Consider the following 23006-nt stretch of genomic DNA (forward strand, 5'->3'; position numbering starts at 1 on the left):
TGTTATTAAAGACATCGTCTGTTTTTATTTAAAAATTAACACTCAGATCCACACCGAATGTCTTCATCATCGGCAGCGAATGCCCCTCCATTCCCATTGTACCCGTGTTCACATTTACAGATGAGTTTTCAGGTGAAAATCCATCGGTATGACGTTCGAAATATCCCAGGTTCCGGCCGTAGATCGCGAGAGACGCGCCGCTGAAAATCTTTGTTTTTTGAAATAAAGACGCAGGCAGCCTGTACGAAAGCCGCAATTCACGCACGGCAATGTAGCTGGCATCATAAATGAATTCTTCCGCCACAGCAAATCCTTTATCGGACGCAACACGGTTCCAGAAAGCCTGTGCAGTAGTAGCGACATCGTTCTTCTCACCCGTACTTACCCAGGTAGTACCTTCCTGGCGTGCTTTCACACCATCCACCACCAGGCCACCTTCCCGGCCTGCCAATGTGCGTTTGGAAGTTCCATAAGCTGCTTCCTGAACCCGGCCCTGCGAGAAAATGATCCCGCCGCGACGGATATCGATCAGCGAGCTGAATGACAATCCTTTATAGGAGAAAATATTGGAAAAACCACCCGTCCATTTCGGATTCGCATTACCCAGTTCATACGTAGGCACCGACCGTACAATCGGAAGTCCATTGGCATCGATCATCCTATTTCCCTGATCATCTTTGAGATACGCATAATCCGCCGCACTCAACACACCGAATGGTTTGCCAGGCACTGCCGTCACCCGGATGTTACGATCGGAGCCAACCAGGATTTCAGAAACACCGTCGATCAGCTCGATTACCTTGTTTTTATTAGCAGCAAGGTTAAAACTGGTTTCCCATTTGAAACCGTTGGCAAGCTGCACCGGCGTTCCCGATATCAGCAATTCCACACCGTGGTTCTGGATTTTACCTGCATTCGTCAGTTTGGTACCAAAACCCGTCGATTCAGCAATGGTAATGGGCAAAATCTGGTTGCTGGTGACCGAATGGTAATAGGTGAAGTCGATTAACAAACGGTTTTTAAGAAACCGCAATTCCGCGCCTGCTTCATAAGAAGTCTTCAATTCATTTTTCAGGTTCGGATCGGTAATGACCGAAGTATAAGACGCAAGTGGCTGGTTTTGAAACGTATTTGCATTCAGTGAGAAGTAGCCCATCGTATTATACGGATCGCCCGACCTACCTGCCTGCGCCCACGAGCCACGGATTTTGGCATAGTCAAGAACGCCGCCTTTGATATTCAATGCATCTGTCAGTACCACACTAGCACCGACCGACGGATAGAAAAACGAATTGTTTTTGACCGGTAACGTAGATGACCAGTCATTACGGGCTGTTAAATCGAGGAATACAATGTTTTTATAACCAAAATTACCCGCCGCAAATACCGAGTTAATGTCATATTCCGACACGCCCAGGTTCGCCGAGTTCAGGATCGTGCGCCCCACTGCATAAAGTCCCGGAATGCTCAATTGAGAACCCGAGTTTCCGACAATGCGGTAGCGATTGGCCTGATGGTTTGCCCCTGCATTGATAAACAATGAAAAGTCCTGAATGTCGCGGGAAACGGTCAACAACAAATCCGCGTTTTCAACTTTGTTAAAAACCGTATTTTCAAAAACACTACCCGTTTGCGCTACCCGCGTCCCCACTCCTTTCCAGCCATATTGACGCTCGTAGTAAAAGTCGGTACCATACCTTCCCTGAATGCTGATGCCTTTTGCAATTTCGTAGTTCAGTTTGGCATAGGCGATCAAACGGTCGCGCTGGTCTTCATTATGGTCATTATTAATAGTCCAGAAGGGATTGGAAGTCACCGAGTTACTTTCAAATATTTTTTCACCACCCACGAAAAAACCATTACCACTCAAATCCCTCGAATTCTTGATATCGGCCGCCGTGTATTCGTACCGTTTCAGACCTTCCATATTCAAGCTGCGCGGAATGTACAGAAAACGATATACCGGATTCTGGCCATCATCGCCCAGGTATGGCCTGTTATTCACATCCTGGCGAATGTAATTCGCCTTTACGTCCAGGTTCAAACCTTTGGCGATATCAGTCGAAAGTTTCAGGGTTGCCGAATTACGTTTAAGTACGTTAGTTGGCTGAAAACCGTCATTTTTCAAATTGGTCAGTGAAAAATAATAAGTCGTTTTATCTCCGCCGCCATCCACACTCACCGTGTGCATCATCATTTTTTCAGGCTGAAAAAATTCCTTATACGGATCAGCGATCGGAGAATAGCTCACCGTATCGCCCCACATATCTTCTACCGTTTGCCCCTGCATTTTCGGCCCCCAGCTTCCGCGGGTTGTCGGGTTGCGGCCGCCGCTCAGCTTGGGAATACCGCCGGTCAGTTCTGGTTTGTAAGCTACTACCGAGCCATTTCCTTGTCGGTAAAATGTAAAATTGCCATTGAACCCCTGGCCATATTCATTCTGGTAATCCGGCTTCACCAATGCAGTTCCCGAAGAGAAACTACCATTGTAGGAAATGTTCGGTTTGCGGTTTTTAGTACCGGATTTGGTTGTGATAATGATGACCCCATTCGCACCCAACTGGCCATAAAGTGCCGCGCCGTTTGGGCCTTTCAGTACCGTAACACTTTCAATGTCATTGGGATTAATGTTGGAAATACCATCGCCGCCATCCACACCAGTGGCAAATGTCTGCGAACCTACACTCCGGCGGTTCGAGTTGTCGATCGGCACGCCATCGATCACATATAATGGTTGTGAATTACCTGATAACGAAGAATTTCCGCGAATAATAACCCGTGAGGCTCCCGCCATACCACCAGAAGAACTCGACACATTCACCCCGGCTATTTTAGCAGATAATGCAGAAGCCAGGTTGGTTTCGCGCGCATTTGAAAAGTCCGAACCTTTGAGCTCACCGGTCGCAAAAGTCAATGCTTTTTTGTCGCGTTTGATACCCAATGCAGTGACCACGACTTCATTCAGACTGCGGCTGTCGACGGCCATCGAAACATCCAAAACGGAACGGTTGCCAACCGTAATTTCCTGAGATAAGTAACCTACATAAGAAAAGATCAGGATTGCGCCGTCGGGAACGGTCAGCGAATATTTTCCGTCCCCATCCGAGGTGGTACCGATCGTTTTTCCTTTTACAATGATACTTACCCCCGGCAAAACCCCGCCGGATTCTCCGTCTTTAACTGTTCCCGAAATCGTCTGATCCACATTAATCGGCGCCTCGGCCGGGGCAATAACGCCCGTTTTGGTCTCTGTTTCGATTGTCGGTGCATTCTTCAATAAAATGTGCTTTTCGCCGATTACTTCAAACGAAATCTTCATCGGGTCCACGATCTGGCGGATCACCTCACTGAGTTTTTTATTGGTAAAATCGACCGTAATCTTTCGGTTTGCCTGAATATTCCTGGGAATGTAGGAAAACCGAACGTCGGCAATCTTTTCGATCATACTCAATGTCTCGCCGATTTGCTTGTCTTTCACGACAATGCTGATTTGCTGTTCGAGGATCTGCTGCGCATTGGCACGTCCGGCAAAAGACATGTCGGCAAACACAACAGCCAGCAGAAATTGAATGACCGAAATCCGCATCATTACAGATAGATCTGGTCTTGTTTTTCGTAATCGTAGTTTCATGGGTTTTGGTTGTCAGCGTTTTGGGGTAAAAATTTAGGTGAGCTTGTCAGCACCCTTTGCTATCGATCACGATCTGTGCGTCGATGATCTTATAGCTTGCATTCAGCAGGGTACAAATGATTTTCAGTTTGGAATAAAGATTTTCATCTTCCATGGAAGTGGTTACGCGGCAGTTACTTAGCAACGTTTCATCGTACACGATGGTCACGCCATACGCCTGTTCCAGTTTTTTGAATATTTCGTCAACCGGCGCATTATCAAATATAAATTTCGGCTGCGCAACGGACGGCAGCACCACGTCCGGGTTCTCGACCAACGTTTTGACCAACCGTTGCTCACGGGCCATAAATACCACCTGCTGATTGGGAGTGAGCACGACGCCACCCGTTTCCGGATCGCGTGAACCTTCCGTCTGCGATGTCAGATTAGGCGAAAAAACGGAAACCCGGCCGGTTTTAACAGCGACGGTAACATCGTTCCCTGACTTCCCGGCGCTAACCCGGAAACTCGTCCCCAACACTTTGGTCACCACCTCGCCCGCATATACGATGAAGGGTTTGGCCGCGTCTTTGGTCACTTTGAAAAATGCGTCACCTTCCAGTATCACCTCCCGACGCTGGCCGGAAAACTGTTCCGGATATCTGATTTTAGCGCCCGGTTCAAGGCTTATGACACTTTTATCACTTAAAATCACGTCCATCGGCTTGTCCGTGCCATTCGTCTTTTCAATATTCACTGCCCCATTCGTCGCCGCGGCAAATTCGTAGATAGCGGATTTCGGTTTTTCCCCTGAGAACCAGAAGATTGAAGCAAAAACGAGCACAGCCGCACAAGCAGCGACCGCATATTTCCAGAAAACAGGTTTTTGAGATTTCGGAAGCAGCAGTTCTGCATGCAACGCATTCCAGTTTTTCCGCATGAGCTGCAACTGCTGTGATTCCGGAATTAATGTCTGAGAACGCTCGTCGAGAGCATCATACCAGGCATCAAGTGCGGCCCGTTCCTCGGCAGTAACATCCCCATTTAAGTAGCGTTTCAGCAGAGCCTGGTAATCCTGATCATCCATTTTCCGAGTCCTTTTTGTGATTTGGATGTAGAGACGGACGAAGGCAAAATTACCCTAAGGCGAATGGGATCTTTTTTTCAAAAAAATTTATTGAACCAGGAAAAACAGCCAGGCAGAGGCAAAATTGCGAAGATTCTTACGTAAAAAAGCCAATGCGCGGGAGAGGTGATACTCGATGGCTTTGTCGGAAAGTTCGAGTTGTTCGGCGATTTCGGGAATGGTGAGTTGTTCAAAACGGCTCATGATAAAAACCTGTCTGGTTTTCTCGGGCAAATGCAAAAGTGCATCTTCCAATGCATGGAAAAGCTCGTCGTACTGCACGGCCATGGTCGTGGTAGCACTGTCCGATGGCAAATAAAAACGGAGGTGTTCGAGGTAATGTTCTTCCTGGATGTTTTTGCGAATGTAGTCGACGATCAGGTTTTTGAGGGATTGAGTCAAATACGCCTTTATATTCTGAATTTCGAGAGCGTGCCTTTTTTGCCAGAGCGTAGCAAAAAGCTGTTGCGCCAGTTCTTCCGCCACCTCTCTTCGCCGCAATTTGTTCAGGGCAAGACTGTACATTCTGAACCAGTAACGCTCATACAGCTGCTTAAACGCATCTGCGTCGTCCCGTTTCAGCAAATGCACCAGCTCGGCATCTTCCAGCAACTTATACGACATAGGAGAAGTTTTACAGCTTCTTCAATTTTACGTTGCGGTACCAAACTGTACTGCCCCAATCCTGCAGACCAATGCGACCCGCATAATTCCCTTTTGATATCGGGGCTGCTTTCAGCCCGCTGTTTGCCACTTTTTGTTTCCAGTCCGCACTGTTCAGGTCGTGTTCCTGTACGATGAACTCGTCCTGATAAACCGTCAGTTTTCCTTTTTTTACGATAAAATGGATTTTGTTCCATTCTCCCTGCGGCTTACCCTCGCGCAACCGGGCATTGGCAATGCCGAAAAAGTCGCTGGCCCGGTGCGTATTTTCTTTGGCGCCTTCGTAAATTTTATCATCGATCACCTGCAGTTCCAGTCCGGTATTATGCATGTTCGGATATTTCGCATCTTCTGTGACGAAAAAGAAAATGCCGCTATTCGCGTATTTGCTGACTTTCCATTCTGCTTTAAATTCAAAATCGCCATTAACAACTTCATCCGTAACGATGTCGCCACCATTTTTTGCTTTATTCCCCGCACGTTCCGGCACGTTCAGTTTAATGGCGCCGTCTTCGATGATCCAGGCAGAGCCGACTCCTTTTCCGCCGTATGCATGCCAGCCTTTGAGACCTCTTCCGTCAAACAAAAGCTTCCAGCCATCCTTTTTTTCAGCCGCCGAAAGTGTGTTCAGCGATTGTGAATGAGCTTTTACAGCTATCAGAACTAATAGAAGTAGGATGGATATGAGCCTGCGCATAGCTTTTAGGGTTTTGATTTTAATAAGACAAGGAAAAGGTGGGAAATAAATACTGATCCGCCTCCATTTCCCGCCGGTAAAAAAGTCGAAGTAACCATTCAGATTGCTTTTATATAACTTAGTAAGATCGGATGAGAAACCGCACAGACTATGGAATGCATTAAACTGGCAGCTTAAAATGAAACGATCCCTGCTCACCTTTTTACTTTTTGCTGCATTCGTAAAAATCGCTTCCGGACAGACGGAACCGCCGCAGCAAGCTCTGAACCACTATGTAGAATTCCTGAACCGGTCGACTGCCGCAGTGACTGACCGTTTCCAAATGGTGCGGGATTATGAGGAGGATGTAGCGAGATATCGTAAAAAGCAGGATGTATCATTACGACTTCAGTCTTCCGGGCCACTCGAAGAATTCTATTATCAAAAGGCATTATCCGCGACGGGAATTACCGGTGCTGAAAGACAGAAGTTGAACAAACCATCAAATGCATTGTGGGAACTGCTCAATCAGCTCGACGAAACCGGGAAATCGCTCGAAACGCATGTGCGGCTAAATGCATATAAAGACGACAATCTGAAACAATCGGATAAGCTTGTTTCGAAAATGTTATCACTTTTCAATGCGTACAGTCGGGAGAAAGCGGAGTTTTATCAGCAGATCAGGCAGGTTTATCTCAAATACCAACCTTATGTCGCTTCTGATCCCTATCTCAGTACCGAAAAAGAAATGGAGCATATTCTGCTGATTCAAAAGCAATTGCTCGATTCGCTGCCGTATTATCTCCATGAAAATACACGTGCTGAATGGCCGGTAGCCGCCATTCAACGAAGTATGCTGACGGACGAAAAACTGTTAGCCGATTTTGGAAAAGCACAAGCCAGACTCGAATATCCGGCCTCGGCTGTGGTGCCCGATTTCAAGGAAGCTCTGCAGGCGCTTCAAAATATTAAACGACGCGCGGTGGATGATCATAATTTCGCAGCACAACAATCTGCCACACATGGTAACGACGTGTATTTATCGCTGATCAATCAATACAATAATGATTTGCTGGTCACGCACAAATCCTTCATCAATTACAGTAAATCCGCCCGGCGCATGTTGGATTTCCCTGCTATTAGTCCGGTTATGACGGATGAAGCTGCCGAAACGAAGTCTTCTAAAATCGCGCAGACGCCACCCTTTCAGGACAAACCACTGGCAACGTTTACTACAAAACGTTCAGCCACGCCGATGACCAGTTCGCTCGCGGGCGCATTGAATGTGTATGTTGAATTTATAAATGAGTCATTGCGCCAAATGCACCTGATGCAGGTGCTGGTTCGCAATTATCAGTCTTCCGCAGAGTATTACCGTGATCCGGAAGAAGCCCGGAAACGCGCCGGACTGACTTACTCGCACGACGACTTCAAGATTCCATTATCTGCCTATCAGCTTCTTTTCAGGGCCAGTAACTCCATGCCGCAAACCTATCGGGCAGCAATTAATGCGCAGGCCGAGGTATTACTGAAAGTGTTAAAGGAAATGGACGGATTAAGCGTGGAGCTGATCAGATACACCACAGAAAAACAGTATCTGGAAGATCAGCTTTCCCGCTCGGACGCTATTCTGGACCGTTACGCAATTTTATTTGAGATTTTTGATCAGAAAAAAGAACAGCTTTATAACGATGTGCGTCGTATTCATGAAAGTTTTCCAAGTGCGAATCCGGCCGGTTCATGGAATGTGGCTGGCAAGGCTTTACTCATAACGGTCGATGATGATCACGCGGTTTTATTTGATGTAAAGGCATTTTTAAATGGAGAAAAAGAGAAACTGCCGGTTACTGAAAAACTGGAAGACGGCGCGAAAAAACTGATCGAGGACGAGTATCAAAATTTGAAAGGCCTGAAACGATATGGCCGCAGCAATGGACTTTGTCCCTACTCTCCCTACGAAGATCTGGCCGGCAATTCTGCACGGTTTGCTGAAAAAGCACAAAAGGTGAAGCCCGTTTCAACGTCAGTGGGTTCGCATCCTTACGAATCGTTTTATTATTTTTACAACAATGAGCTGATTTACCAGTACAATAAGTTTGTCGAGCTGGCGAATGCAGGTTTGCTCAAAGCGGTCAATCAACCGGATGTGTTTGCGTTTCGACGTTTATCAAAACAACATGTACCGGTTTCTCCGCCGGGTAAAACAGTTGTCCCGCCTGCTGAGCCAGAAACCAAATCCGGGCCCGTCACTACCGTCGCCACACAGGAAACGGCATTTGTTTCGCAGGTTAACAAACCGGAGTCCGCCGCAAGTGCAAATCCGGCAAACCTAACGCGGGACACTGTATACGTCGAGCGCGTTCGTGTCGATACGGTGTATGTGGACCGCCATGCGGGAGGGCAGGAAGTGAGCCGGACGCTGGATGGATTTGCACCAAATAATATGGTACTGCTGCTCGATGTGTCGTCTTCGATGAATTCCCCATTTAAAATGCCTTTGCTGAAAAGATCCATCAAGTCGCTTCTGACCTTACTCCGTCCGGAAGATCAGATTTCGATTGTGTTATATTCAGGAAAAGCCCGGGTGGTTTTAAAACCGACATCGGGTGCAAAAGCCGCTGAAATTTCACGGATGATCGACCTGCTGCAATCCGACGGTGACACGGATGGAAACGAGGGTATTAAACTGGCCTACAAAACGGCCAACAAACAATTCATTCGCGGCGGAAACAACCGCATTATACTCGCCACCGACGGTGAATTCCCAGTCAGTAATGAAGTACTTACAATGATCGAAACAAACGCCAGCCAGGATCTGTACCTGACTATTTTTACATTTGGCAGAAACGAACATACCGGCCAGAAGCTCAAAAAGCTCAGTCAGCTCGGCCAGGGGACTTACGCCCACGTAACGGAAGAAAGTGCTGATTTGCAGTTGATTCTGGAAGCGCAGGGGAAGAAACGGGTGAGGTAGTAAAATGTGAGATGTGAGATGTGAGATGTGAGATGTGAGATGTGGGATGGTGAAGTGGACTTTAAGGCTACTTTCCCGGATCTTCAAACATAATATTATCAAACGCCTGTTTAATACGCTCATGATACGGATTGGCATTACTGATGAAAATAGAGCCAAATCCCTCGCCCCCAAAACGTTGTCGTATTTCGACGCCACATTTCCTCTAAGCAAACTCAATTTGTTATACCATCGGGCAAATAACCAGTCCCTGCACCGATCTTTCGAATTTTCCCCTTTGCAGATTATCATAAGGTTCAAACGTGAAGCTCACTATGTCGTTATTAAAGCATCTGCATTTATTCCCATTCATTCCGCAATCCATTCAGCGTTTTATTCCTCTTGAAAATAAATCACTTCACTCTATCAGTACTAAAACCTCTCGTTTCTTTTGTAAATCCAACGCGGATAGTATTCAAATGCAGTTGGCACGGAAAGCAGCAGGATAGAGCATTTCTCACCGACTTTTTCCGCGTCAGTTCGATAAGTCTTTTTCCGATTCCACTTTTATGAGAATCCGGACTGGAGAACCACATTTCGCATCGTTTTTTTACATTAATATAATTAAAGAAATAAAAAGCATGATATAATACTTGTTAATATTACGTTTTTCTAGTCCGTACAAGTCTATTTTTTATCAACAAAACAGGTTGCAAGTATGAAGAAAGTGAATTTTTTATTAGTAATGTTTCTGTTAATCAGCATGTTGAGCGTACAAGCCGGCATCAAAAAGCCAGCCAATGAACTGACTGGAACCTGGAAATACAAAGTCTCCAATGTTCCGGTGGAATATGAAACAGGCTTCATGACATTCGAAGAAAAGGATGGAAAAACAAGCGGCTACCTGGGCCAGAGCCAAAAGTCTGAAATGAAAGCTCTGACCGTTGCCGACGGGAAAGTTACTTTCAAGCTTGATTTTGAAGGAGGTATTTTAACCGTAACCATGGTTCAAGATGGCGACAAACTGAACGGAAGCGTCGTCTCTCAAGACGGGGAATTTCCAATTACAGCAGTGAAAGAAGAAAAGAAATAATGTTGGCTTATTTTAAAAACGGCCCTTAAAAGCGATTTTAAGGGCCGTTTTCATTTATATATAGTAAAAGAAACTTTGTCAGGTCAACCAGCTGTATTTCGGATTGTCAATCACAAAATGACGGCCGCGATTAAGATAACCGTGAACGCCCGACACGACAAAAATCACGATGGCCGCAGCAATTGCCGTGTAGGCGATCGCCTGTGATACGTCCCAGTTGGCTACAGCCACCGCAACAATGCCCCAGATCCCAATGGCGGCAGATTCGCGAAGATTTCTTGTCCAGATGAGAGCAATGTTGATCGCCGCCGCTGCAATGAGCATAATGATCGTCCAGTTTTCAGCGGAAATTCCGAAACCATCCCATTCTATTTTCGTGAGATAGGCTGCGGTATTTGCGATCAGAGCGACATTGATCCAGCCGAGATAAATGGCAAAAGGCCAGCATTCCAATGCAATTTGTTTGAGCGAAATCAACTCCATTTCCATACGCGTGGCCATTACAATGCGGATCAGCGAGCCCAGAATTACCAGCATAATGAGTACCGAAAGACCGGTATAGTCATACAGCCAGGCAATAACCCACAAGCAATTTGCTATACATGAAACAACAAATGTCCAGCCGATCTGCATCACGACTGCCGGCGTTTCCCGGGAATTGAACAATCCTTTACTTTGATGAATTACAAATGCAGTTAATGCCGCATAAATGATGCCCCAGATCGAAAAGGCATATCCGGCGGGCGTGAAATAATTCTGGTATGACGCAGAAACGGAAGCCATGGTATTTCCATTAAAAATACCCGTGTTGGACAGGTAATTGATGATGATGGTCACCACCAGCACCACAATGTTTGCTATTTGTAATGTTCTCTGCATGTTTCTGTTAGCTGGTGTGCCAGGTTGCCCGTTGATCTCTCCACTTGATTCCATAAATTTTAAATCGGTACGTTTCGTAAAAGACTTAAATTATTGTTCCACGTTTCGAAACCGGAAATACCAGGGTAATGTGACTTTATTTATTCAGATCGGAAAGAAGTTTGAGCGCCTGTTTTACGTCGCCGGTATTGTTTGTCCAGTTCCCTTCGCGCTCGATATACGCGATGCCAGAGAAATTCTGCCGGTTTAGTTCTTTGATGATGTCGGGGTATTTGAGCACGCCCGTCCCGACGACCACGTCATTTGCTTTCAAGTTGCCTGAGGCATCCAGGTCTTTTACATGCACAGCGATAATCTTGCCTTTCAGAGTTTGAAGGCACTTTACAGGATCCAGGCCACTTCTTGACCAATGACCCAGATCGGCGCATGCACCAAAATTCGGGTGACCTTTCATCGCCGCGACAACGGAGTCGGGATGCCAGTAGTAGCTCGAACCTTTGGCATGTTCGTGAATCGCTATTTTCATTTTATAGGCGCCCGCGAGGCTATCCAGTAAATCCCAATCCTTTTTCTCCGGTTCGCAGGTAAAAAATTCGATCCCCATTTTTTTAGCAAAATCGAAATACTGTACCCATTCCTGCCGGTTTTTCCCATTTCCAGCATATAACGATTTCATTTTCAAACCCTTCTGATCAAGCATTCCTTTCATTTTTGAAATTTCGGGATCGGATAATGCAGGAATGGCGTGTCCATTAAACCCTTCACCCAGTTTATGAAAGAAAAACCCTTCCACATACTCCGCTCCGGCACTATCTGCCTTTTCCAGTGATTCGGAAAAAGAGAAACGATTGAACGAGTAAAGTGCCACACCTGTCTTCATTTTCCCCGGCTTCGACCGGTTAGTATGGCTCACAAATGCAACGAGACTTGTACAGATAAAAAGGAAGGCAATGCAGGAAATTTGAGTGATGTTTTTCATTTCGATCGAATAGCAGTTTCTCGAGAAAGTCTCCGGATATGCTACTTTACTGAGTGCAATTCATAAGCCAGACCCGGCGACTCTAAATAACCGCTAAATAACAAGGCGGCGTATAGAACTTAGGTGCCATTTACCAGTATTGCAAAAATATTTAGATTTGTTTCAGACAATCGTCTGAATCATTTACTCAATACAATCCTCTAACCAATTCACCATGCTTAAAAAAGTACTTAAATGGACCGGGATCGTTCTCGGCTGTGTCCTTTTACTGTTAGGCTGCTTCTACGGCTACATTTATTTCAACACCGAATCCAGGCTCAACAAAGTGTACGAAGTGACCGCGAAACCGGTCATCATCACAAACGATAGTGCATCGATCGCCAGAGGAAAACACCTTGCCCAAATCCGCGGTTGTGCAGGATGTCATATGCCTGATTTCGCCGGCGGGTATGCTCTTGCAGATGAAAGTACGCCCATTGGTGTGCTGTACGGCCCTAACATTACCAGTGGAAAAGGCGGCATCAGCTATACCGACGCGGATTGGATCAAAGCACTTCGCCATGGGATTGGAAAAGACAATAAACCATTATGGTTCATGCCATCTGAGGAATTTTACCTGCTGTCCAATCAGGATATCGGCGATATCATCAGTTACGCAAAATCCCGTCCTCCGGTAGATAAAGAATGGCCTAAAAAAGAGTTGAAACCTCTCGGCCGCGTTCTTACCCATTTCGGTGAATTCCCACTTATCCCGGCGGAAAAAATTGATCATAATGCGTCTTTCGCCGATTCAGTACAAAAGGGGATCACACCGGAATATGGCAAATACCTGGCATTAACCTGTACCGGATGCCACGCACCGACCTTTAAAGGCGGACCTCCGCATGGTCCGGGCCAACCTGAAATACCAGACATCAGCGCCACCGGGCATTTGGGTAAATGGAGCGAACCTCAGTTTGCTGCGACCATGCGCACCGGAAAAACACCCGAAGGAAAAGCGTTAAGCGACGCGATGCCGTGGAAAATGTTTACCTATTCGGACGATGAACTGAAAGCAGTTTACTCGTATCTGCACGATCTGAAATAGGTCAATTCCACTTACCAATATAAATGTCGATGCCCCACCTGATTGAGATCGGATGGGGCATCGGCTTTTTCAGGATAACAGGCTCAGAACGCGGTCGACGATGGTTTTGCTCGTAAAAAGATAGCGGTGGTGAGTTGGAAAACGTTTAAGGTTGAACACGATCGAGCCGGTGTTGATGCCGCCGTAATCTGCATTTGTCCATACATCATCCACTTTTTTGCGCGCCGAACGCCGGATCCGCCGAAATGGAAAATCGTTGGTAGGTTCGTCGTCACCGGCGATATCATCCACATGGAAGAAATTAATGCCCTGCACACGGTCGATCGGTTCGGGTATTTTGTCCCCGAAATTACCGAGGTTACGATAATTCTTGGTTAATGTAAATCTTGCCTCCGGCGTTGCGACATTATTCAAATTACCCATTCCGACAAACTTTTTGGTACTCGAGTACAGCAGGTAATCGTACTTGTCGTGGAAGACGTGTACATTGTTTGCGATCTGTTTTAATTTGGTGAAATCATAATGGAAATCGATCCCGTCATTGTCCTGGAAATAGTTTTTAATCGTTTCTCCGCCCGTTTTCACAGTCAGGTGAGTAATGTCCGGTGCCATCAGGAAAATGTTATCGAATACTTTTTTATTCGGCAATAGATCCGGCTCCCCGGCCGCGGGGTTCAGCATTCCGTTCAATAATTGGTGGCCAAATGAATGCACGATCAGATTAAGAGTCTTATTCCTGGATTTCAATTTGTCAGACAGCTTTTCAAATGTCTCGAACAATCCATTTGCGACAAATTCCTGCCCCGCTTTCAACGATCTGTCATCGACCGTTTTACGACTTGGCCCACCCTGCGCCGGCCAGCTCATGAAAAGAACCTTTGCAATGTTATTGAGTGGCTGGGACATGTAGTTCTGGACAAAACTGCCAAGCAAATCGAGCTTTAATGACGACAACAACTGATACCCGTGAATGTAAACGAATACGTGTTTTCTAGGGTTTTTTAAATTAACTACTGACTGAAAAACGCCTTCTGCGAAAAAGTCGGGAACCAGATCATTCACCCGGATGCTGGCCGAGTCTGCCGGAAGCCTCACGGGCGTGAAGTATAAACTCTTTGGGGCCATTTTCGAGAACATATCCGGTCTTCCCTGCTGATCGACCTGCCGGTAACAGATCAGCCATTGGTTTTTATCCTCATCCGAAAGCTTCGAACAATCGACGTCTACGTCGATCGCCGCATTCCAGACAAATGCTCCATTACTTAATTTAAACCAGACATCATCGCCGTCAAACGGGTCTCCGAGAACGGTATCCACGATTTGAACGATATCGCCAGCCTTATAAAATTGCATGATCCGCGAATTGACCGTCGGCCGCTCGCGTTCATTTAAGTCGGTGTTAACTATTCCCCGCATCATCCTACCCGGTTTAAGATCCCACGATTCGACATCGCCAGCCCCGACGGACGTGACCTGTCGTCTGTATCCGACGCAATCGCTTTGGAAGAGCGCAGTTTGACGAGCTTGTTCAACAGATCAAACCAAAACGGCGCACCGAGTGAAAGTGCCAGTACCGTCATCAGATATCCCCAAAAATGCTCCCAGGTAAATACATAACTGTACTTATATTTCACCGTATTCAGTTTCAGGAAACCTTCCGTTTCTGCTTTTACAGCATTTAAAAAAATCCCTTTGTCAACAGAACGGTGTACGACCACGTAAGCGTTTTTCCCGTTTTTCAACTTATAAGGAATCTCAACCCATTCCTTTCCCGCCAGTGTCGCAGAAGTTAATGTATATGGAATGGAATCAGACACATACCAGTTCGAACCCATTACCGTTTGCGTGTTCATGATCTCTTCCTGCAGCATTTTCTGGGTTGCCTGCAAAGAATCCAGTTTTGTATGAATTTGTTTCACCGCTGTACTGTCATCCGCCGGAGCTTTGTCCACCGATTGCAATCCGGCTTCGTTCTTCTCAACAAAATTCGCTGCCATTTGAACCATCTGGTTTCGTGCATTATCGTCCCGCGAAAGCTTTCTGATCATGGAAATGGTATCGACATTAAACGAAACAACGATCACAAATCCGATCCCGAACAACACAACCTGCGTCGTTTGCTTAAACCAGCCACTCGCGCGTTCCATGGTATCGTTATACCAGTTTTCCAGCAGGATCTTGAATTTCACAAGGTCGTAATTCGCATCATCGAGCAGCGACTGGATCTGCTGCTTGGTCTCGCTGCCGTCCGACAATTTCCTCAAAAGACCTTCTTCCACGCACGCCAGCAAACTCGCATCCGGATTGTCGACTTTAATGGCGTCGATCAAAGCTTTGGAAAAATTCTCCGCCGAGAGGTACGAAGGCTTGTTGCCTGCTCCGCCGCTTGTGAGGTATTTAATGGAAGGTTGTTTGAAAAAATGGTCGTAAAGTCCGCGGTTCTCGAGATTCATGGCATTTCCCGTAACGCGCATGACGGTCGTAAGTATACGGGAACTGATCCTGGCTGCTGTGCCGGGATACCTTTTTTCATCCATCAGCATTCTTTTCAGCGCATAAGACAGATTTCTGGCACGCAGCCCGAAAATAGACGATACAATCTCCATCACGACGGTGACGTAAAGACTGTATAACAAGTAAATGAAGATGAGGCCGATGGCCACGTCGAAAGCAACATTTCCTGACATAACGGATGAGGTTTTGGTTTCTGCAAAGACCATAAAAAAAGGAAATTCCGGCTGGAATTTCCTTAGGTATAATTACTTGATTTTGAAGGTACAACTACCTGTTGAAAATCTGAAAGTCCGTTTACTTGTACTTCATTTCGATAGCCCGCAAATCTCCTTTTCCTTCCTGTTGTCCCGAAACGTTCACACCAATCCGCGGCGCCCGGTCCCAGCGTGGCAGCCACAACGCTTCCAGTTTTACAGAACTACTCACGGATTCGATCTTCTGACCTTTTACATCCCAGCTGAACTCAAAAAACCGGCCGAACCGGCAGTTCAGTTTCAAATCGATCACCTTGTATTTTTCCGGCAAATCCTGCTTTTTCAGCACTTCCCGCACGCCGTCTTTCATCTGCCATACTTCCAGCAAACCTGCTTTCACACCCAGCCCGATCGCATTTTCAGCATCGCCATAAACAATTATGTTTTGCATGAGATCTTCCTGAACCCCAAATGTGCCCATGAAATCATAATGCCCTTTTTTCACAACCAATCCGAGAAAATTCCCGGTTGCATGATGGTTCCTGTTTTCAATCCGGAATGCGCCCCGCTCGATCGCATATTTCGGCTGCGGGAATTTGACATCATATACCCACGGTGCCTGTAACGTATCCCGGTCAAAGTTGATGGACAAATTTGGTTGAACAATTGTAAGGTTCGTGCTCGGCGCCTCTGCCTGCGCCGGTGTCGCTTTTCCATACCGGAATGCCGGCCATTGCGAAACCTCATCCCAAACGAGCTCACTCAAAACGCCCTGACGACCAGCGAATGTAAAATCGACGCCATTATAGGCATGGTGCAAATAGAAATAACGTTTTTCAGGCGTGACTACCACTGTTCCGTGGCCAGGGCATTTCCAAGTTTCATCGCCAAAAAGCATCGGATTTCCTGAATATTTCACCCACGGCCCCTGCAACTTTTCCGCGCGCGCAATCCCCACCTGATAGTCGCATTTCTCGCCGCAGCACGCATTGCCGGAATACAGCATGTACCAGTAATTTCCCCGTTTGAAAATCGACTGGCCTTCCGCGCCGCCTCCCTCCCAGCCCGCAGCATCCGCTTTTATCATGCTGAATTCCTTTCCAGTTACTTTCATCCCATCCGCAGAAAGCTCTGCGCCAAGTATCTCGATTTGCCTGCCTTTGTCCAAACCATAGGCTTTCCAGGTAATGAACAATTTGCCTTTGTCTTCGACGATAAATGCATCAATGGCTTCATTTGTCCATTCAATAATGATCCCGTGATCTTTAAAGCCGCTTTTCAAATCTTTGGTACTGGCCACGCCAATGAACGATTTCTGGTCCGATTTCCGGCGGGCGGTGTAATACACGTAGAATGTATTGTTGCGATAGTACAGCTCGGGCGCCCAGTAACTGCCCATTGTCCATTCTGGCAGCTCGGCGAAAACCGGCCCAACATATTCCCAGTCGACCAGATTTTTTGAAGTATAAATGGGATAAGCCGGTCCCCATTCCGAAGAAGTACCTGCTGCATAATACGTATTCCCCACTCTGATCACCGAAGGATCGGCAAAATCGCCGGAAATAACCGGGTTCCGATACGTGATAACGGGAGTCTTTTGTGCAAAAGCATTTCCGGTGAAAACAAACAGGAATAAAAACGCTAGCGAATGGATTTTTATCTTTTTCATGAGGCTAAGAAAAAGAATTATTTCAACTATCAGAAACGCATTCCCATTCTGACCGCAGTCTGCCCGACTTTCCTGCCAGCTTAACTTTCCAGCCAGGCTTTGAATGCGGCTGCTTTCTCACGGCTGATCACTACCTCCTGCGTGGTTTGGGGGCGAAGCTCAACTTTCAGTTTTCCATTGAAGTACGTATGGATTTTTTGAATGGCTGTAATACGAGCGATAAACTGCCGGTTGACACGAAAAAAGCTGAGCGGGTCTACCAGCGATTCCAGTTCTTCGAGCGTGTAATCGACCAGATACTGGCGACCGTCGTTTCCAACAAGGCAAGACATTTCATTGGCCGTATAAAAATACGCGACGCTTTCCTGGTTAATGGGAATAAGCTGCTCACCGTTCTTTACCAAAAATCGCATTTTATACGGTTTTCGGCTGATTTCCAGACTGTCCAGCAAAGTCTCCACTTTTCTTGCGTAAGCTTTTGGTGAAAAATCTTCTTTGATACTCTCGTATTTTTTGATCGCCTCGGCCAGTTCGGGAAGTTTAATGGGTTTTAGCAGATAATCTATGCTTTTGACACGAAATGCTTTGATGGCATATTCGTCGTAGGATGTCGTAAAAATGATCGGACTGTGCGCGGGAAACTCTTCAAAAATCTGAAAACTGAGCCCATCGGAAAGCTGAATGTCGGAAAAGATGAGATCGACCGGCTCCTCGGATTTGAACCAGCGCCGGGCGGACTCCACACTTTCGAGCACTCCCGCAATTTCAATGCGCGGATCGTGCTTTTTAATCAGCTTTTCGAGTCTTTCGGCAGCCGGATATTCGTCTTCGATAATGAGTACTTTCATATCAAACCATTTGTCCCAGCAATGGGATCTTTACTTTAAAAACCGCATTGTTACTTGTAATTTCCACTTGTCGGTCTGTCAGCAGGCTATACCGGTTTACAATATTCTGCAACCCGACGCGCGTGGATTTCTCTAGAATCGTTTTTTCAAGAATGTTGTTTTCGACCACCAGAAACGCGCCGTCTTCTTCTCTAATCAAAATCCTCAATGGATTTTCGCGACTGGCCACATTATGCTTGATCGCGTTTTCTATCAGCATTTGAAGGCTCAACGGGGTAATATGTTGCTGATATGCACCCGGGGTAATCTGCTTTTCAACCTGCAGGTTCTCCCGGAAACGGATTTTGTTGAGGTAAATGTAAGCGTCCACGAAAGCCAGTTCTTCTTCCAGTAAAACCGTATTCTTGTTCCGGCTGACCAGCACGTACCGGTACACATCCGAAAGTCTTTCCAGGTAATCCTGCGCATCCGTGTTGTCATCGTCGATGAGTGCCGCCAGGGTATTCATACTGTTAAACAAAAAATGCGGATCGAGCTGATTTTTAAGCACTTCGAGCTGTGACTGCACACCTTCCCGCATTAGCGATTCGGTTTTTCTCACATTCAGTTTCCAGGCTTCGAAAAAGTAAACCGCCTCGTAAACCAGGTACACCAAAACAGTTGGTACAATGCTGATGCGAAACGTTGCCAGGATGCCTGAATGATGTGCCATTGCTATGAAAATGAATGCATCGAGCAGCACAGATATGCCGAGAACATATACGAACGCGAGTGCAGCTTCCACCATTACCCGGCGCGCAGTTTGACTGTAATCGGGAAAAATACGGCGCATTCGAACGATGATGAACCGGTTTCCTTCCCAAAAAATGAACGTCAGAATGGTGGAAAACAAAAAGCTGATCCAGAATTTTTGATTAAGCGCCAGGAAATCTTCGAAACTCATAATGACCGGAATAGCCAGGCCCAACAGCGGGATGCCGATCAGCCTCAATTTTCCGTCATTCAAAGTATACGCAGGTTCAATCATATTTGGGAGAAAATGGTACTACCGCAGCTTTGGTAAATGCATTTAAATTAAGTGTTTGGCAGTACCATTTCCAATTAAAATGTCGCTTTGAAATAAGGTACGGGGAAAAATCCCTGCCCATATACATTGGCGAGCGCATTGGTGCGCGGGTTGTAAGTTTGCTGAAAGATGTTTTTGTTGGCAGTTACATTTTGCAGGTCCATTGCAAATTCCATCGTGCTTTTTCCCATTTCCCATCGGTATGAAAACCGCAGATCGGTCCGGAAGTAAGGTTTCTGACGATCTGAGAACGCTTGTTTCTCATCATAAACCGCCTGGCCACGAAGTCGGGACGCGGCGAGATTGAGCGGGGTAAAATATTTGCCGCCCACGAGCGAGCTTCTGATGCTGGCACTTATTACATTGGTTTTCATTACTTTGATCTCCTTTCCAGCGAGCACATTCAGGACATACCGGGTATTAAATGCAGTATTCCGTTCGATTTTGTCACTGCCTTTGTATTTCGAATCAAAAAGCGAGGTCGTAAGCAGAAAATAGTAACCTTGGTTGAAATACCGCTCCAAAGTCATTTCGATCCCTAAATTACGTCCAGATCCTTCATTCGCGAGACTATCACGATCGGGCGGGCCGAACGAATTTCCGGTGTTGAGTACTGAAAAAGTAGAAGGTCTCGATTCGACCGGAACATTGTAAACAGACTGGAAGTAAGGCTCTACTTTCAATAACAGATTTTCCGTCAGCCTGTTTTCATAACTCAGCACAACATGGTGACTTTTCGTAAAATCCAGGTTTTTATTGGTAAATGCAGATCCCGATTCTGTCGGTGTCTGGATAAAATACGTGTAAATATTCTGCGCCTGACTGTTCAATCCATACCCGACGCTCAGCGACTGACCCTGTCCAAAGGTATATTGCAAACCAGCTCTCGGTTCCAGCGCCACATTGTTGTTCAGACTGAAATGCTGGAAATGAAGGCCGGTCGTAAGTAGCAACTTTTGCGAAATGCGATATCTCCATTGCGCATATGCCTGTGTCAAAGCCGTATTCTCTCCATTCACATCCACCCGCACCGAATCGATCTTGCCTGCCTGATGGATCGAACGATTGTATAGATCAAAGTCAAGCATATCCACAGTCACCCCGCCATATAAGCTGCTTTTCGCATTCATTTTATGCCTCACATTGAGCACAGCTGAATATTTGCTGGTATTATATTTTGACTCACCGCTCAAAAAAGCTTCTCGAGTTACCAAACTGATCGAATCACCGCTAAACCTTTCGCGGGTTGTACTCATGCCGAGCGTTAATTTCGCAAACGTTTTGGGAGAAAGATTATGCTCGTAAGAAACACCCGCAATGTTGGTCGCATACCTCACCCGGGAGTTGGTATTTTCTGTTCCATATAAATTAGTAAGTGTGGTATCTACTTCACTGCCCAGAAACTGCACATGGCTGGCGCCCAGGATCCCGAATAGTGTGAACTTTCCATTCCGGCCCGTTGGTACAGCCACTTTGAAATTCAGATCCTGATAGTCGGGAACCGCCGTGCCCGTTCCAAAGGAAATGCCTAATGCTTTGAAAACGCCTAATGTCGAGTAGCGATAATTGATCAGATAAGATGCTTTTGAATTTTTAGAAAACGGACCTTCTGCGCCGGCTTCAAAACCATTGAACCCGATCTGGCCCATAAACTCATGTTTCTGATTGTTACCTTCTCTCAATTTTAGATCAAAAACGGCAGCCAACGCATTACCATACTGCGCTGGGAATGCGCTCGTCAGGAAATCCGACTTTGCAATGGTGTTGTTGTTCAGCATACTTACTGGTCCGCCGGTTGCCGAAAATGACCCAAAGTGGTTGGGATTTGGGATGTTAAGTCCTTCCAGCTGCCACAGCATCCCGGTTGGCGAATTACCGCGCACTACAATGTCATTCCTCGAATCATCCCCGGAAACCACACCTGCAAAGTTGGCTGCCATCCGGGAAGGATCACCCAGCGAGCCCGCATACCGTTTGGTATCATCCACATTGAAGGACCGACCGCTCACCAGCGAAAGGTCGTTATTGGTTTTGCTTTTGTCATTCGTGCGGTCGGCGGTTACGACCACCTCCTCCAATGCCTGCACGCTTTCCGTCAGCGTGATGTTCAGGATCACTTCCTTGCTCCCGGTGATCACGACATTGGGTAAACGCTGCTCCTCATAACCCACCATCGTAATCCGGAAAGATTGCCGCCCGGTGGGTACATCCTCGATTTTAAAGTCCCCATTCATATCCGTCGTGCTCCCGATCGGACTGCTGCCATCGGGTTGGATCAATAGAATGGTCGCGCCGATCATGGGTGATTGCGAAACCTCATCCCGGACTGTCCCGCGAATCGTTTGGGTCATTTGCTGCGCATACAGCGTCCCGGTGAAGAAAATGGTAAAAGATAATAGTAATGCTTTCATGGCTAATGTTTTGAATTTTTGATAAGACAAAACTGGGGAAGCAATTACTACTTATAAAAGGATAGCCGACGAAGCGTCGGAAAATGCAGCCGAAGTGAAGAGTCGGCGGGGGGAAATGCTAATTATTTACGAGACAGTTCTTTAATTTTTTCAAAAAACCAAGCTGGCTTGTCAGCCATCACGTAATCGGTTTTTGCTTTCGCAGCTTCTTCCCAAGATGAAAATTTGCGATCTAAAGGGTGCTTTTCAGAAGATTTATTTTTTTTGCGTGCCTTTTCTGGTTGAACCGTTTCCATGTCTTTTCATTTCATTAGCTAAACAATATTAAACATTTTTTGACGAGATCACAAATGCGCGATAGGTTTTGCCGGGTTCAAATAGTTCAAGCTCAGTTTCACCAAAACCCAACAGACGGAAATGTTTGGAGATTGTATTGAGTTCACGGCAAAGAAGAATGCGATATAGCCTCGTCCTTGCCGGAGTACTTCCCTGAATACATATTATGGCATCCTTATTTGTAGCCAAAAAATGAGTGATTATTTGGATAACCGTCGATAAGACATTTTCCATATCCCCATTATTGCTTTCAGAATAAACATCAATATTTCCAGAACTATCCACATCACCCATAATTACATTGAACAGATTGGGTGTTCCGGTTTGTTGAAATAAAACGCCCTTTGGAATTATTCTGCTGCCAACACTATCAAATGTAAAGAGGACAGACTTTTCATTGTTGGAAAACTCGTACGAGGGATGATTCATATTTATAGTGTGTTCTAAACTTCTTGCAAAGATGCGTATCGGCGCGTACATTCGCAATGTGAAAAGGCTTATACTCCATATCCTCTTGACCATCGTTATACTTGATACCACATCCTTGTATCAGGTCCTGAAAGCACCTTCACTCGTAAGACATTTCATAGAACACAAAGCATTAAACCAGGAAATCAGCTTCATGGATTTCCTTTCCATGCATTATTGGGGCGATGACCTGGATGATAATGATGATGAGAAAGACATGCAGCTGCCTTTCAAAAAGTTTGAAATTCAGCATACCAGTTTTCTTTTCATTCCATTTACCACTTCGTTTTCTTTCAAAAACACCCTCTGGCCAGTGAAAGCTGACTACGGCCCGGACAAGCCGCAGGTACACTACAATGCTTCATTAGGCTCGCTCTTCCGCCCTCCGCGAGCATAAATACATACATCCCGGCAGGTGCATTGCGCCCTGACTT

At 46.2% G+C, this 23006-nt stretch carries 18 protein-coding genes; 4 read left to right on the plus strand and 14 right to left on the minus strand.

Going from position 1 to position 23006, the window contains the following annotated elements:
• Positions 1–28: 28 nt before the first annotated feature.
• From LZG72_RS10965 to LZG72_RS10980, 4 genes are all read right to left on the minus strand, one after another.
• Positions 29–3631: a SusC/RagA family TonB-linked outer membrane protein gene (locus LZG72_RS10965; protein WP_233871528.1), complete on the minus strand. Its 3603-nt coding sequence runs from the start codon at positions 3629–3631 to the stop codon at positions 29–31.
• Positions 3632–3677: 46 nt separating this feature from the next.
• On the minus strand, positions 3678–4697 hold the full coding sequence (locus LZG72_RS10970) for a FecR family protein (RefSeq protein WP_233871530.1): 1020 nt from the start codon (positions 4695–4697) through the stop codon (positions 3678–3680).
• A gap of 87 nt (positions 4698–4784) precedes the next feature.
• Complete coding sequence (locus LZG72_RS10975) at positions 4785–5360, minus strand: RNA polymerase sigma factor (protein ID WP_233871532.1); 576 nt, start codon at positions 5358–5360, stop codon at positions 4785–4787.
• Between the two features lie 10 nt (positions 5361–5370).
• Entirely contained in the window at positions 5371–6096 is a 726-nt protein-coding gene (locus tag LZG72_RS10980) for a DUF1080 domain-containing protein (protein ID WP_233871534.1), read from the minus strand.
• Positions 6097–6274: 178 nt separating this feature from the next.
• Between LZG72_RS10980 and LZG72_RS10985 the strand changes: the two genes are divergently transcribed.
• The gene (locus LZG72_RS10985; RefSeq protein WP_233871536.1) at positions 6275–9049 is read left to right on the plus strand and encodes a VWA domain-containing protein; all 2775 of its coding nucleotides are present in this window, start codon (positions 6275–6277) and stop codon (positions 9047–9049) included.
• 697 nt (positions 9050–9746) lie between these two features.
• Positions 9747–10121 carry a hypothetical protein gene (locus tag LZG72_RS10990; protein WP_233871538.1) on the plus strand — a complete coding sequence of 125 codons (375 nt, stop codon included), beginning with the start codon at positions 9747–9749 and terminating at the stop codon, positions 10119–10121.
• 78 nt (positions 10122–10199) lie between these two features.
• Here the strand turns inward: LZG72_RS10990 and LZG72_RS10995 are convergent, their stop codons facing one another.
• Both LZG72_RS10995 and LZG72_RS11000 read right to left on the minus strand, forming a co-directional pair.
• A complete protein-coding gene (locus tag LZG72_RS10995) occupies positions 10200–11054 on the minus strand; it encodes a tryptophan-rich sensory protein (RefSeq protein ID WP_233871540.1) in 855 nt (284 codons plus the stop codon).
• An 82-nt stretch (positions 11055–11136) separates the two neighbouring features.
• Positions 11137–11979, minus strand: a complete 843-nt coding sequence (locus LZG72_RS11000; RefSeq protein WP_233871542.1) for a sugar phosphate isomerase/epimerase — start codon at positions 11977–11979, stop codon at positions 11137–11139.
• A 214-nt stretch (positions 11980–12193) separates the two neighbouring features.
• On the opposite strand from LZG72_RS11000, the gene LZG72_RS11005 reads away from it, so the two are divergent.
• Entirely contained in the window at positions 12194–13066 is an 873-nt protein-coding gene (locus tag LZG72_RS11005; RefSeq protein ID WP_233871544.1) for a cytochrome c, read from the plus strand.
• Between the two features lie 69 nt (positions 13067–13135).
• Here the strand turns inward: LZG72_RS11005 and LZG72_RS11010 are convergent, their stop codons facing one another.
• The 8 genes from LZG72_RS11010 to LZG72_RS11045 all read right to left on the minus strand — a co-directional run bounded on the left by LZG72_RS11010 (position 13136) and on the right by LZG72_RS11045 (position 22533).
• Entirely contained in the window at positions 13136–14485 is a 1350-nt protein-coding gene (locus LZG72_RS11010) for an alpha/beta hydrolase (protein WP_233871546.1), read from the minus strand.
• Positions 14482–15753 carry a hypothetical protein gene (locus LZG72_RS11015; protein ID WP_233871550.1) on the minus strand — a complete coding sequence of 424 codons (1272 nt, stop codon included), beginning with the start codon at positions 15751–15753 and terminating at the stop codon, positions 14482–14484. The genes LZG72_RS11010 and LZG72_RS11015 overlap by 4 nt, the downstream gene beginning before the upstream one ends.
• Before the next feature lie 121 nt (positions 15754–15874).
• A complete protein-coding gene (locus tag LZG72_RS11020; RefSeq protein ID WP_233871553.1) occupies positions 15875–17443 on the minus strand; it encodes a glycoside hydrolase family 43 protein in 1569 nt (522 codons plus the stop codon).
• A gap of 80 nt (positions 17444–17523) precedes the next feature.
• Entirely contained in the window at positions 17524–18291 is a 768-nt protein-coding gene (locus tag LZG72_RS11025; RefSeq protein ID WP_233871556.1) for a LytTR family DNA-binding domain-containing protein, read from the minus strand.
• Position 18292: 1 nt separating this feature from the next.
• Complete coding sequence (locus LZG72_RS11030) at positions 18293–19318, minus strand: sensor histidine kinase (protein WP_233871559.1); 1026 nt, start codon at positions 19316–19318, stop codon at positions 18293–18295.
• A gap of 74 nt (positions 19319–19392) precedes the next feature.
• Positions 19393–21768, minus strand: a complete 2376-nt coding sequence (locus LZG72_RS11035; protein ID WP_233871562.1) for a TonB-dependent receptor — start codon at positions 21766–21768, stop codon at positions 19393–19395.
• 122 nt (positions 21769–21890) lie between these two features.
• The gene (locus tag LZG72_RS11040; RefSeq protein WP_233871565.1) at positions 21891–22064 is read right to left on the minus strand and encodes a hypothetical protein; all 174 of its coding nucleotides are present in this window, start codon (positions 22062–22064) and stop codon (positions 21891–21893) included.
• 28 nt (positions 22065–22092) lie between these two features.
• The gene (locus tag LZG72_RS11045) at positions 22093–22533 is read right to left on the minus strand and encodes a DUF6934 family protein (protein ID WP_233871568.1); all 441 of its coding nucleotides are present in this window, start codon (positions 22531–22533) and stop codon (positions 22093–22095) included.
• 31 nt (positions 22534–22564) lie between these two features.
• On the opposite strand from LZG72_RS11045, the gene LZG72_RS11050 reads away from it, so the two are divergent.
• Positions 22565–22969, plus strand: a complete 405-nt coding sequence (locus LZG72_RS11050; protein WP_233871571.1) for a hypothetical protein — start codon at positions 22565–22567, stop codon at positions 22967–22969.
• Positions 22970–23006: the final 37 nt, after the last annotated feature.

The organism is Dyadobacter sp. CY323, assembly GCF_021390245.1.
Lineage (GTDB): Bacteria > Bacteroidota > Bacteroidia > Cytophagales > Spirosomataceae > Dyadobacter.

Excerpts from the sequence above, each read along its gene's own strand:
- LZG72_RS10965 (WP_233871528.1), bottom strand. The coding sequence starts at position 3,631 with ATGAAACTACGATTACGAAAAACAAGACCAGATCTATCTGTAATGATG.
- LZG72_RS10970 (WP_233871530.1), bottom strand. The coding sequence starts at position 4,697 with ATGGATGATCAGGATTACCAGGCTCTGCTGAAACGCTACTTAAATGGG.
- LZG72_RS10975 (WP_233871532.1), bottom strand. The coding sequence starts at position 5,360 with ATGTCGTATAAGTTGCTGGAAGATGCCGAGCTGGTGCATTTGCTGAAA.
- LZG72_RS10980 (WP_233871534.1), bottom strand. The coding sequence starts at position 6,096 with ATGCGCAGGCTCATATCCATCCTACTTCTATTAGTTCTGATAGCTGTA.
- LZG72_RS10985 (WP_233871536.1), top strand. The coding sequence starts at position 6,275 with ATGAAACGATCCCTGCTCACCTTTTTACTTTTTGCTGCATTCGTAAAA.
- LZG72_RS10990 (WP_233871538.1), top strand. The coding sequence starts at position 9,747 with ATGAAGAAAGTGAATTTTTTATTAGTAATGTTTCTGTTAATCAGCATG.
- LZG72_RS10995 (WP_233871540.1), bottom strand. The coding sequence starts at position 11,054 with ATGGAATCAAGTGGAGAGATCAACGGGCAACCTGGCACACCAGCTAAC.
- LZG72_RS11000 (WP_233871542.1), bottom strand. The coding sequence starts at position 11,979 with ATGAAAAACATCACTCAAATTTCCTGCATTGCCTTCCTTTTTATCTGT.
- LZG72_RS11005 (WP_233871544.1), top strand. The coding sequence starts at position 12,194 with ATGCTTAAAAAAGTACTTAAATGGACCGGGATCGTTCTCGGCTGTGTC.
- LZG72_RS11010 (WP_233871546.1), bottom strand. The coding sequence starts at position 14,485 with ATGATGCGGGGAATAGTTAACACCGACTTAAATGAACGCGAGCGGCCG.
- LZG72_RS11015 (WP_233871550.1), bottom strand. The coding sequence starts at position 15,753 with ATGTCAGGAAATGTTGCTTTCGACGTGGCCATCGGCCTCATCTTCATT.
- LZG72_RS11020 (WP_233871553.1), bottom strand. The coding sequence starts at position 17,443 with ATGAAAAAGATAAAAATCCATTCGCTAGCGTTTTTATTCCTGTTTGTT.
- LZG72_RS11025 (WP_233871556.1), bottom strand. The coding sequence starts at position 18,291 with ATGAAAGTACTCATTATCGAAGACGAATATCCGGCTGCCGAAAGACTC.
- LZG72_RS11030 (WP_233871559.1), bottom strand. The coding sequence starts at position 19,318 with ATGATTGAACCTGCGTATACTTTGAATGACGGAAAATTGAGGCTGATC.
- LZG72_RS11035 (WP_233871562.1), bottom strand. The coding sequence starts at position 21,768 with ATGAAAGCATTACTATTATCTTTTACCATTTTCTTCACCGGGACGCTG.
- LZG72_RS11040 (WP_233871565.1), bottom strand. The coding sequence starts at position 22,064 with ATGGAAACGGTTCAACCAGAAAAGGCACGCAAAAAAAATAAATCTTCT.
- LZG72_RS11045 (WP_233871568.1), bottom strand. The coding sequence starts at position 22,533 with ATGAATCATCCCTCGTACGAGTTTTCCAACAATGAAAAGTCTGTCCTC.
- LZG72_RS11050 (WP_233871571.1), top strand. The coding sequence starts at position 22,565 with ATGCGTATCGGCGCGTACATTCGCAATGTGAAAAGGCTTATACTCCAT.